Origin of the sequence: Mesobacillus boroniphilus JCM 21738 (assembly GCF_000517385.1) — a bacterium.
Lineage (GTDB): Bacteria > Bacillota > Bacilli > Bacillales > Cytobacillaceae > Mesobacillus > Mesobacillus boroniphilus.
Genome location: NZ_BAUW01000102.1, coordinates 1 through 11,557 on the forward strand (window position 1 = coordinate 1; position 11,557 = coordinate 11,557).

Annotated in this window: 9 protein-coding genes and 4 pseudogenes; 1 reads left to right on the forward strand and 12 read right to left on the reverse strand. The window is 42.0% G+C overall.

Annotated elements, in window-relative coordinates; all coding sequences use genetic code 11:
• Positions 1 to 318: 318 nt before the first annotated feature.
• Positions 319 to 2,271, reverse strand: coding sequence for a methionine--tRNA ligase (gene metG / locus JCM21738_RS18745; protein ID WP_035209872.1), 1,953 nt, complete (start codon positions 2,269 to 2,271; stop codon positions 319 to 321).
• Between the two features lie 875 nt (positions 2,272 to 3,146).
• On the opposite strand from metG, the gene abrB reads away from it, so the two are divergent.
• A complete protein-coding gene (gene abrB / locus JCM21738_RS18750; RefSeq protein ID WP_023613330.1) occupies positions 3,147 to 3,434 on the forward strand; it encodes a transition state genes transcriptional regulator AbrB in 288 nt (95 codons plus the stop codon).
• A gap of 60 nt (positions 3,435 to 3,494) precedes the next feature.
• Here the strand turns inward: abrB and rsmI are convergent.
• The 11 genes and pseudogenes from rsmI to JCM21738_RS18805 all read right to left on the reverse strand — a co-directional run bounded on the left by rsmI (position 3,495) and on the right by JCM21738_RS18805 (position 10,984).
• Positions 3,495 to 4,375, reverse strand: a pseudogene (gene rsmI / locus JCM21738_RS18755) (16S rRNA (cytidine(1402)-2'-O)-methyltransferase).
• A 23-nt stretch (positions 4,376 to 4,398) separates the two neighbouring features.
• Positions 4,399 to 5,139 carry a tRNA1(Val) (adenine(37)-N6)-methyltransferase gene (locus tag JCM21738_RS18760; RefSeq protein ID WP_031307624.1) on the reverse strand — a complete coding sequence of 247 codons (741 nt, stop codon included), beginning with the start codon at positions 5,137 to 5,139 and terminating at the stop codon, positions 4,399 to 4,401.
• Between the two features lie 68 nt (positions 5,140 to 5,207).
• Positions 5,208 to 5,542: pseudogene (gene yabA, locus JCM21738_RS18765) on the reverse strand (DNA replication initiation control protein YabA).
• A gap of 48 nt (positions 5,543 to 5,590) precedes the next feature.
• A pseudogene (locus tag JCM21738_RS18770) lies at positions 5,591 to 6,420 on the reverse strand (PSP1 domain-containing protein).
• Positions 6,413 to 7,420 (reverse strand): DNA polymerase III subunit delta', encoded by a 1,008-nt coding sequence (holB, locus tag JCM21738_RS18775; protein ID WP_023613335.1) that lies wholly within the window; start codon positions 7,418 to 7,420, stop codon positions 6,413 to 6,415. Before holB ends, JCM21738_RS18770 begins: the two are co-directional and overlap by 8 nt.
• 13 nt (positions 7,421 to 7,433) lie before the next feature.
• Positions 7,434 to 7,874 (reverse strand): YaaR family protein, encoded by a 441-nt coding sequence (locus JCM21738_RS18780; RefSeq protein WP_023613336.1) that lies wholly within the window; start codon positions 7,872 to 7,874, stop codon positions 7,434 to 7,436.
• Positions 7,875 to 7,902: 28 nt separating this feature from the next.
• Complete coding sequence (darA, locus tag JCM21738_RS18785; protein WP_023613337.1) at positions 7,903 to 8,232, reverse strand: cyclic di-AMP receptor DarA; 330 nt, start codon at positions 8,230 to 8,232, stop codon at positions 7,903 to 7,905.
• Between the two features lie 389 nt (positions 8,233 to 8,621).
• The gene (gene tmk, locus JCM21738_RS18795; protein WP_023613339.1) at positions 8,622 to 9,254 is read right to left on the reverse strand and encodes a dTMP kinase; all 633 of its coding nucleotides are present in this window, start codon (positions 9,252 to 9,254) and stop codon (positions 8,622 to 8,624) included.
• Positions 9,255 to 9,256: 2 nt separating this feature from the next.
• Positions 9,257 to 9,619 (reverse strand): Orn/Lys/Arg family decarboxylase, encoded by a 363-nt coding sequence (locus tag JCM21738_RS27535; RefSeq protein WP_369385782.1) that lies wholly within the window; start codon positions 9,617 to 9,619, stop codon positions 9,257 to 9,259.
• A gap of 153 nt (positions 9,620 to 9,772) precedes the next feature.
• Positions 9,773 to 10,623: pseudogene (locus JCM21738_RS27540) on the reverse strand (aminotransferase class I/II-fold pyridoxal phosphate-dependent enzyme); the annotation flags it as partial.
• 148 nt (positions 10,624 to 10,771) lie between these two features.
• The gene (locus JCM21738_RS18805) at positions 10,772 to 10,984 is read right to left on the reverse strand and encodes a sigma factor G inhibitor Gin (RefSeq protein ID WP_439646013.1); all 213 of its coding nucleotides are present in this window, start codon (positions 10,982 to 10,984) and stop codon (positions 10,772 to 10,774) included.
• Between the last annotated feature and the right edge of the window lie 573 nt (positions 10,985 to 11,557).

Below are 11,557 nucleotides of genomic sequence, written 5' to 3' on the forward strand. Positions count from 1 at the left end.
TCTAGTGTCGCCTCCTAGAAACTTCGAAACTTCAACTCCGCCGGCAGAAGCAAAAAGCGCTTCTGCCGGCGGAGTCTCCAGTTTCTGCGTTTCTGGACAGTCGGCTATACTTTTCAATTTCAGTCCGCCCAATGAAGTCAAAGAGCGACTTCACTGGTCTGCTCTCCAGCGCTTGTCAGGGCTGACCAAGGCGCTTTCGCATTTCTTGCTAACTGACTCTCTTACTATCATAAATCACTCTTTTAAAAAAATTGCTTTTTTAACACAAAAAACCCGAAAATGTTACACATGAAACATTTCCAGGTTTTCATTTTGTATTTATTTAACTTTAGCGCCGACAGATAGTGCATCGTCTACTGTTGCCAGTGACATGACACCGTCTTTTTCCCCTGCAAGGATCATTCCCTCGGAAAGCTCCCCGCGGAGTTTGACCGGCTTGAGGTTCGTCACGCAAATCACCTTTTTGCCAACGAGGTCTTCAGGTTTATAGTACTTCGCGATGCCAGAAACAACCTGGCGCTTTTCATAGCCAAGATCCAATTGAAGCTTCAGAAGCTTATCAGCCTTCTTGACTGGCTCTGCATGGATGACTTTCGCTACACGAAGCTCAACCTTCATAAAGTCATCGATCGTGATTTCATCCTGAATTTCAAGCTTTTCTTCTTCAACAGGTGCCGCAGGAGCAGATCCTTGCATTTTTTCCTTTATGAACTCAACTTCTTCCTTCAATTCAAGGCGTGGGAAGATTGGCTCTCCCTGAACAACCTTTGTACCAGCAGGAATCTGGCCGAATTCCTCTAGACTTTCCCATGTTTGAAGGGCTTCGGAACCAACACTCAGCTGAGCAAAGATTTTATCAGGAGTTCTTGTCAGGAATGGCTTCAGCAGCACAGCCACTCTTCTCAACGATTCAGCAAGGTGTACCATCACATCCGCCAGGGCCGCTTTCTTTTCTTCATCCTTCGCAAGCACCCAAGGCTGAGTTTCATCAATGAATTTATTGCAGCGGCTGATCAACTGCCATACTGAAGTAAGCGCCACGGAAAACTCCATTTTTTCCATTGCTTCTTCATACTTCTGAACTGTATCCTTGTTCACTTCAAGCAGCTGATTCTCGAACTCCCCTGCGGAACCATTGTAGGCTGGGATTTCTCCATCAAAATACTTGTTAATCATCGCTACCGTTCTGTTCAACAGGTTTCCAAGGTCATTTGCAAGGTCAAAATTGATCCTTTCGACAAATCCTTCAGGAGTGAATACACCATCAGAACCAAATGGAACTTCACGGAGCAGGTAATAGCGAAGCGCATCAAGACCGTAGCGGTCAATCAGTGTAACTGGATCGACTACGTTCCCTTTGGATTTCGACATTTTTCCATCCTTCATCAAAAGCCAGCCATGGGCGAAAACTTTTTTAGGGAGCGGAAGGTCAAGGGCCATCAGCATGATTGGCCAATAAATTGTATGGAAGCGGACAATTTCTTTACCGACAAGGTGGACATCCGCCGGCCAATAGTTCAAGTACTTGGAATCGTCATCAGTTCCGTAGCCAAGAGCCGTGATATAGTTTGACAACGCATCGATCCATACATAAATGACATGCTTTGGATCACCAGGAACCTTAACACCCCAGTCAAACGTTGTCCGGGATACAGCCAGATCCTCAAGTCCAGGTTTAATGAAGTTATTAATCATTTCATTCTTGCGGGATTCTGGCTGGATGAAGTCAGGATTCTCTTCATAATATTTCAGCAGCCTGTCTGCATATTTGCTCATTTTGAAGAAGTATGACTCTTCTTTAACTTTTTCTACAGGACGGCCGCAATCTGGACAGTTTCCATCTTCAAGCTGTCTGTCTGTGTAGAATGATTCACATGGAGTACAGTACCAGCCTTCGTATTGATCAAGGTAGATATCACCCTGCTCAAGTAGCTGGGCGAAAATTTTCTCGACAATCTGCTTGTGGCAATCCTGAGTCGTACGGATAAAATCATTGTACGAAATATCCAGTTTACCCCAAAGGTCCTGGATTCCCTCAACGATTTCATCTACATATTGCTGCGGAGTGATGCCCTTCGCCTCAGCATTTCGCTGGATTTTTTGACCGTGCTCATCCGTGCCTGTCAAGTACATGACATCATAGCCGCGCAGTCTCTTATAGCGTGCCATTGCATCACCAGCTACTGTCGTGTAAGCATGGCCAATATGTAAATTGCCGCTCGGATAATAAATCGGGGTTGTAAGATAAAAGGTTTTCAGTTTCTCTTCCATGAAGATCCTCCTTAACTAAAACTGCTAGTTCATTCTAATAGTAGTTATTATACCAGCTAATGCCCTAGGATTCATAACACTTTAATGTAAAATAAAGGCCAATTGTCGATGGTTCGGCAATCTCATTTTACTCAATTTGAAAAAACATAATTTTTTATAAAAAAAAACCTCCACTACGCACATTCTCCCTATAAAGTTTACGTATTTTATTGGTAGAGAATTTGATTTGCCTATGTCCCTGACAAATCTTTATAAGAAAAGCGCAAGCGTCTTGGTCAGCCCCGACAAGCGTTGGAGGGCCGACTGGTGAAGTCGCTCTTTGACTTCATCGGGCGGACCGAAACGTCTCGAGGGGCTAGGCGCTGGAGCTAGACACTAATCTAAGTAAAAAGTTTTATGCTTTCTTATAAGATCAAAAAAGCCCCGCCTTATTTTTTTGACAGGAGCTTAATAACCGATTTTCAGAGTAAAAGATTGATAATCTGCATAATAAAATCATAACCAAATCCATAAAGAGATTATACCTGTTTACAAAATAATGTACTTGCCATCAAGAGTATGTCGAATTTGTGACATTTTGTCGAATGATAATAATGTAGAAATTTGTCGAATGAAGAACCATTTACTATTCTCCCCATAATATTTTTCTTAAAATCTCAATTCGATCAAACTGCAACATTCCTTACCCTCTCTTGTTTTTTACTTTTAAATCCCTTGTTATGTAAAGGTTTTTGTGCTGTGTTAAAATTTGTTAATAGAAGAAAAATAAAATAATTGACGGTTATTGGAATCGCTGGTATTATAAAACCAATAAGAGAAAAATGTCGAAAAATGACGAACTTAATATAAGGGAAAATGAGAGGAGATAGTTTATTATGAAATCTACTGGTATCGTACGTAAAGTTGATGAGCTTGGCCGTGTGGTAATTCCAATCGAACTTAGAAGGACTCTTGGCATTGCAGAAAAGGATGCTTTGGAAATTTATGTTGATGATGATCGCATCATCCTTAAAAAGTACAAGCCAAATATGACTTGCCACATCACTGGTGAAGTTTCTGACAACAACATCACTTTGGCAGGCGGCAAGCTAATCCTTAGCCGTGAAGGTGCTGAACAGCTTCTTCAAGAAATCCAGGAAAGCTTCGAACCTGTAAAAGCATAATTCTAATACTCAAGGCCGTGGACAAATCCACGGCCTTTTTTTATATGTGCTGTTTCCGCACTATTCTTTAATATGATACGCCTGGTATACCTCTCGCTTTTGCATGCCTCTATCTTTGGCTGCTTGCTTGATTGCATCCTTAGTGTTCATTTCTTTATTGGAAATATAATGTTCTACATGCTCTTCCAGGCTTAAATTTTCCCACCACTGGTTCTCTTCTTCGACAATGAAATCCGGTGAAGCTCCTTCGATGATCAATACAAATTCCCCGCGGACTTCTTCTGTCTCTGCCCATGCCAATGCTTCAGAAATCGTTCCCCTTAGGAACTCCTCATATTTCTTCGTCAGTTCACGGCAAAGGACGATTTTTCGGTCACCAAGTCTATCAAGCATCACCGATAGCGTTTCCTTCAAACGGTGAGGAGATTCATAAAGTACAATCGTTGCAGTTTGCTTCACCAGCAGCTCAAGTTCCTTCTTCTTATCTTTTTTTCCTCTCTGGAGGAATCCATAATAATAGAATGGCTGAGGAAGTATGCCAGAAGCAATCAAAGCTGTCAAGGCAGCATTCGCCCCGGGAAGCGGTACGACAGTCAATCCTTCGCCGATTGCTTCGGCCACCAGTTCTGCACCTGGGTCAGAAATGGTTGGCATGCCGGCATCGCTGACAAGCGCGACTTTTGCTCCCTCCTTGATTTTTTCGATCAATTTATATCCGCTGCTTTTCTTATTATGTTCATGATAGCTTGTAACGGGCGTTTCAATCTCAAAATAGTTACATAGCTTTTTCGTGTTCCTCGTATCCTCTGCCGCAATCACATCGCTTCCTTCATGATCCTGATCGCCCTGAATGTCATGTCCTCAAGGTTCCCAATAGGAGTTGGCACAAGATAAAGAATCCCCTTTTCATGCTCCCGTTCAAAGCTTTTCTGCTGTTGCATGCATATCACCCGTTTCTATGCGCTTATTTGCTTCCATATAACATCACTCTAATAACTGGAGTATACTCATTATTTTCATCATATACCGTCAATGGCTCAAGTATTTTAAGGTCAGGGCTTCCATCCTTAATCGCCTCTACTAAAAGCGTATTCGCTTCCTTCCCGGCCTTTGGATATACAAACTGGATTCTCTTGGGCTCAAGCCGATATTTTCTCATGATCTCGATGATATCAATCAACCTGCCTGGACGGTGGACAAAAGCAACCTTGCCGCCCTGCTTTACAAGCTGGCTCGATGATTTAATCGCATCCTCAAGTGTGCAGAGTATCTCGTGACGCGCAATCGCCAAATGTTCATTCAGATTTATTTCTTCCTTCGAAGGTGTAGGGAAATAAGGCGGATTGCATGTCACGACATCATACTTTTCGTAGCCAAGCTCTTTTGGCGCATCTTTTAGGTCACCATGAATCATATGTAACCGATTTTCAAGATTATTATAATCAATACTGCGGACAGCCATATCGTACAAACGCTCCTGAATCTCCACACCCGTGATACTTCCCTTTGTCCTCGCGCTTAAAAATAGTGGAATCACACCATTGCCGCTGCAAAGGTCGACGATCCTGCCTTTTTGAATCGGCACCCGGACAAATCTCGCCAGCAAAACAGCATCCAGCGAAAATGAAAATACATTGGGGCTCTGGATGATCCTTAAATCCTCTGCTAATAAATAGTCAAGTCTCTCATCTTCTCGTAAATTCACCATTTTATGTTGGTCCTCCAAAACGGATCTTATAAAAATAGCCTTCCCTAATTAAGGAAGGCTGCCAATTATTTTTTATTAAGAAAGGATAGACAGAACAGACAATCTTCTTTGCGTGGGCTTCCGAAATGCAGGTTGCAGATATGGAAGCTTCCTGGTACAGACGGGCAAGGTTATCATAGCCTTCACCGATGTCGACCACGTTTTTATCACCCTGGGGCTGATTGCTGTTTTCCTTACCGCTTTTCTTAATAATTTGATCTTTTTTACCTATGGTTTGATCCAGACGGCGTCTTATATGCTCATTTTCCAGCTTTAATGCATTATTCTCTTCCAGAACTTCTGCCAAATGCTGTTTTAACTCACCAAGCTGACGGTATAAATCACCAATCTGCAATTCCATATTACTTACTGAGTCAAAGATATCTTTTTATCCACCTGTTCCACCTCATTAATCTGTGGATGATTGCAACGATACAGCTCCTGCTTCCTGTATTTCCTCAAGTGTATATTCCAGCACACGTTCCTGTCCAGGTATATCGACTTGCATGACTCGTCCCAGGATGTTCAATCCCACGACCTTACCCGTACCATCAGGTGTAACAATCATTTCACCCAGGTCAGGCAGCTGCTCTTTCGCTGATTCATATTCGTCGTTCTCATATTTTAAACAGCACATGAGCCTGCCGCAAAGGCCGGAAATTTTCGTTGGGTTAAGCGAGAGGTTTTGATCCTTGGCCATCTTGATTGAAACTGGATCAAAGTCCCCCAGGAATGTTGAACAGCAAAGCATTCTGCCGCATGGTCCTATCCCGCCAAGCATTTTCGCTTCATCTCTGACACCAATCTGGCGCAGTTCAATCCTTGTCCGGAAAATCGAGCCAAGTCCTTGACCAATTCCCGGAAATCGATGCGGCCATCAGCCGTGAAGTAGAAAATGACTTTATTACGGTCAAATGTATATTCAACATCAACAAGTTTCATATCAAGCTGATGTTCATTCACTTTATCACTGCAAACATCGTACGCTTCCTTTGCAGCTGTTTTGTTCTCCTCAACAATAAGGCGATCCTTCTGATCTGCAATTCTGACTACCTTTTTCAGAGGCAGGACAACATCCTTCTCGCCGACCTGCTTACGGGGAGTTACCACTCTTCCGTACTCAACGCCCCTTACAGTTTCGACAATGACGAATTCGTCCTTTTGAATTGAGAGATCGCCGGGATCAAAATAATAAATCTTCCCCGCTTTTTTGAAGCGGACACCTACTACATCATACAAGTGTAGATCCCTCCTGCAATTTTAACACCAGCTCCTCCATGAGCAGCTGGGGATTCATATTGGCATGCAGCTTCCTCTTCGCCTCCAGAATGGCTGCCATTTGTTCGGTAAGACGCCGTCCGGATGTCTGTAATGCAAACTGTTCTAAACGTGAGCTTTCGTTTAGATAAACAACCTGGTCTTTCTTGCCAAGCTGAATGTATAATAAATCCTTAAAAATAAGAAGTAATAAATCCAAACCACGATCGATTTGTTCTTTCTCTTTAAAGTGCATAAACCAGTTCTCTTGAAGCGCGACCATAGCTTCAAGTGAACTCTTTTTCAGCACTTCATATAATTTTAACACTATTTTTTGTGCTTGTGCAAACCAATCATCATTACTTATCTCTAAAGCTTCTTCCAAATTATTGGTTAGCTGAGCCAATAGCGGTGCCATTTGCGGCTGTATCCCATTGGCTATCAGTTGTTCTGCCATATTTTTAGGGGATAATGGGGTAAAATTGATCATTTGGCATCTCGATAAAATCGTCGGCAGCATTTGCTGTGCCTGCTCGGTGATCAATACGGCAACAGTTCCCGCATGCGGTTCCTCAAGGAATTTCAGCAGACTGTTAGCCGCATTTGTCGTCATACGATCGGCATGCACAATCGTGTAAAACTTATTCTTTGACTCTACACCTGTTTTCGAAAACTCCTCTTGCAGCTGCTGGATTTGTCCTTTCTTGATCGACAGGCCATCCGGCTCGACAAGATGGATATCCGGGTGGTTGCCGCTGTTGATTCTTTTGCAGTTAGAACAACTTTCGCAAGGTTTATAGCCATCTAACGGTGCCTGGCAATTAATGCTCTTGGCAAGAAGAATACTAATCTGCTTTTTGCCGGTACCCCTCATTCCTTCAAATAAATACGCATGGGCTACTCGATTTTTGAGGATGCTGTTTTTAATCATTTTCAAAACATTCGGCTGAAGTCTCTCCAGCTCGTCCCACGTCTTTGCCAATGCGATCACTCACTTACGTATATAAATTGATCAACAGGCCTTTGATTTCCCCAATTTTTCCGAGAATATCAATCTGTTCATCTTTATTATCCATTAACTCTTCTGTCAACTCCACTAGCTTTTCATCAATTGTTTCTACAAGCTTCAGCGACCTGCCTTCGCCATACTGGTTCCAGCTATGCGAGTGCTTTAGCTCCATTCCAAAGTTGACTGTTTCTTTTACGAATTGTTTAACCAGTGTCTTGAACTTGGCCAGGTCCTTGAACGTCCTCGACCGGGCAAGTCTCTCACCGGCAGAATCGACTTCCTTCATTAATTGCTGCAGCTGTCCAAGCTGCATTTTATGTTCCTGTTTCTGCACAAGTTCATTGAACTTGATTCCGCCCCCAGGCTGCTGTTTTTGATCCTGGCGGACTTTATCTATGTTAAGGCGCATATCCTGATTAATCTTCATTTCTTGCTAGACCTCCGGGTACTTCCCGTTAAAATTGATGAAACTGCTCAACAGGTAATACGAATACAGTCGCTCCGCCAACCTCGACTTCAACCGGGTATGGAACATAAGAATCCGCATTCCCTCCCATCGGCGAAACAGGTGCTACAAGCTGGTCACGCGACTTGCAGTTATCCCTGATGACCTCCAATGCCTTTTCTACCCTGATGTCTTCAGTTCCTATGATAAAAGTGGTATTTCCTGACTTCAGGAATCCCCCAGTACTAGCCATCTTTGTTGCACGGAAATTATGGTCTACTAACGCATTGGACAGACGGTTGCTATCCTGGTCCTGGACCACAGCTAAAATTAACTTCATTCATTATCCCCCTAGGTTAATTCGCAGGCGTGCCGCTTTCGTGACAAAAATGCAATTAGGTTCAAAAAAGCAACAACCCAGACGAAAAAGTGTTATTTCATTCCGTTTCATTTGTATGTTTATTATAACAGGATTCAAGTGACAAGACATGATATAAACGCAAAATTCCATTGCCTCCCATCTAAAATTCACTTATCTGTATATTGAATAGTTTTATTGGCAAATTCTAATGCTTTATTCGCAAACTTACGGAGTTTATTCGCAAAATGCATCTTCTTATCCGTGAACTTACAGTGTTTATTGGCAAAATGCATCTTCTTATTCGCAAACCGGAAAAATTTCCAATTAAAAACAAGCCTGATCGAAACCAAGGCTTGTTGTGCAGGATATTAACTATTCAATAGCTCTTTAATCTTAGCTTCAGCTTGATTATAAACTGCCTCTAATTCCCTTGAAGCATCGATTTTGCTAATCCTGTCAGGGAATCTCTCGCCAATAATCATATAGCCTTCCCTCACCTTTTGGTGGAATTCGAGCTTCTCCATGTCCAGTCGATTGACCTCGCGTCCCTTGTTTTTATTGATCCTTTCCAACCCAATCTCCGGCGCAACATCAAAGTACAGCGTCATCGCTGGCATCATGTTTTCAATCGCAAACTCGTTGATTGAGTAGACCTCATCAATGCCCAGACCACGAGCATATCCCTGGTATGCAAGGGAACTATCAACAAAACGGTCACATAAAACGACTTTCCCTGCGTTTAAAGCAGGCTTCACCTTTTCAGCAAGATGCTGCCTTCTCGCTGCGGCATATAAAAGTGCTTCCGTTCGCGGGTCCATTGCCGTATTTTCTGGATCCAGGATGACTTTCCTTATTTGTTCAGCAATCTCGATGCCGCCAGGCTCACGTGTGGCTATCACAGCGTATCCTTCCTTTTCAAGATTTTCAGCAAGCATCTGAAGGATTGTTGTCTTTCCAGAACCATCCGGACCTTCTATCGTAATAAAAATTCCCTTTTCCAATTCTAAAGCCTCCAACTCTTAAACACTTTTATTTTACCAGCATGCAAATATTCTCCGCCCTGGATTTTCGCTTCTTTTTCATTTAAAAATAAGATTGTTTCAATATCATCTTTAGTCACAACTTCACCAGGGAGACAAAGTGGAATTCCCGGCGGGTAAGGAATGATTTGCTCGGCACAGACCCTTCCTGCGGAGTCCCCCAGTAGGACATACTCAGTCTGCTGCAGCACCATTTCTTTATAACTCAATTCTAAAGTTGAAATACTTTTATGAACGACCTTTGATTCACGTTTATTTTTTCCCTCAGGCATATCACTTACAACCTTGGCAATCTTTTCAGCTGCTTCTTGCAAGCGGTGCTTCATGCCATGTTTCAATAAAGGAAGAATGAGCAGCACATTATAAGGGTCTGCCAGTTCCGTAAAGATTCCTTTTGATTCGAGCCTTGATTGCAGTTCGAAACCAGACCAGGCACCGCTTGATTGTATAGTTAATTTCAGCGGATCATCATGTTGCAATACACGAATCTTCGTTAACTGCTGCAGCCTTTTTTTGAATTCCTCAATCTCATCTTTGAGGTATGAGAGGTCATCCTTGCTATAAGTACCCAGATAAAGGCGTGCCAAATCAAGAGAAGCCATCAATGGATACGAGGGGCTGCTTGACTGCAGAGCCTGCAAATAGAACCTTATCTTGCTGAGTGATACACGATTCGTCTGATAATGAAGGAATGCTCCCATTGTCATGGCTGGCAATGTCTTATGCGCAGACTGTACAACAATGTCGGCCCCGAGTTCAACAGCAGAAGCCGGGAAAAAATCCCCTGCGATAAAATGGACTCCATGAGCTTCATCCACCAATACAGGAATGCCATGCTCATGAGCCAAATCTATAATGCTCTTAAGATCATAAGTCAGTCCGTAATAATTAGGGTAGGTTAGGATAAGTACCTTTGCAAAAGGATACTGCCTGATTGCTGATTTAACTCCTTCAATACTTAACCCTGCTGCTACTCCGTATTCCCCGTTGAAGTCAGGACTAATGAATACAGGTTTAGCTTTTGCGAGTTTTATAGCATTCATGATGGATTTATGCGAATTGCGCTGGACAAGCACCAGATCATCTTCATTAATCGCAGCCAAGATCATCGCAAGATTCCCGACAGTTGATCCATTTATCAAAAAAAGCTTTTATCCGTTTTATATAAATCACTAAGCAATTCTTCAGCTTCAAAAATAACTCCCTCTGGTGAATGAAGGTCATCCAATCCCGTTATTTCTGTTGCATCCAATTTTAAAATTTGATTAAAGTAGGCTAGTCCCTCTTCGGGGAAAAATGCCCCATTTTTGTGCCTGGTACATGAAACGATAGAGGGCTTCCGTTTTTATGCTTAACCAATTGAGAGTACAAGGGTGTTTTGGATTGGTCCATAGTCTCACCTATATATATATAAATTCACACCTATCTATTCTAACACTGTTTTTTAGCAAAAAAAAATAAAAGCCCAAAATGAGCTTTTAACTGTAAATGCCAGATTTCGTTACTTTCCTAAGTTTTTCTACGTAATATTTATATTTAGGATCACTCGTATCTGTCTTGATCATGATGCTCTCACAGTCTGTGCATATAAAAGAAGTATACAGGTGTATGCCAGCACTTTTCGTCTGTTCGCAAATCACACACGTTTCCCAAATTTGATTTTTAGCTAAAAGCGAACCCAAATTCTCCACCTCCGTACACCTATTGTTGCCAGGAGCGTTTTTTTGTATACAATTTTCCGAATAATATTTTAGGAAGTTTAGTTGTTTTATATTTTATGATTGACATTCGGTTTCCTTGTATGTCTTATAACAATTTAGGTTAGTTTATTATTTGATTGAACTGTCGCGAGGTGAAACAGGGATATCATTATTACTTTTTTATCGATATGGAAGCGCGAGGACTTAGTTTTAAGATCCAGACCGATGTTTTGGTAATATTTATTGAAAAATATTCGCTTAATGGGGAGATTTTACGTAAATGATTACATGATTGGGGGATTTTTTTGTGAAAGGTTGACTGAGAGTGGTCCATCAGAATGCAATTTAAGTTTTTATTGGCGATTTTTTGATTTTTTCGACCACATTTTTGAATATATCGGCGGATTTTAAAATATATCGACCACATCCAGACATATATCGACCACTTTGTCAAAAATTTCGACCAACTTGATAAAATGGAACACTTTTGTTGCTCAGGAGAACGGTTAGGAACTGCTTTTTCTATACAAAAAAAGAACAGCCATTACAGCTGTTCCCATCAGT

Excerpts from the sequence above, each read along its gene's own strand:
- metG (WP_035209872.1), bottom strand. The coding sequence starts at position 2,271 with ATGGAAGAGAAACTGAAAACCTTTTATCTTACAACCCCGATTTATTAT.
- abrB (WP_023613330.1), top strand. The coding sequence starts at position 3,147 with ATGAAATCTACTGGTATCGTACGTAAAGTTGATGAGCTTGGCCGTGTG.
- JCM21738_RS18780 (WP_023613336.1), bottom strand. The coding sequence starts at position 7,874 with ATGAAGATTAATCAGGATATGCGCCTTAACATAGATAAAGTCCGCCAG.
- darA (WP_023613337.1), bottom strand. The coding sequence starts at position 8,232 with ATGAAGTTAATTTTAGCTGTGGTCCAGGACCAGGATAGCAACCGTCTG.
- JCM21738_RS27535 (WP_369385782.1), bottom strand. The coding sequence starts at position 9,619 with ATGAAGCACCGCTTGCAAGAAGCAGCTGAAAAGATTGCCAAGGTTGTA.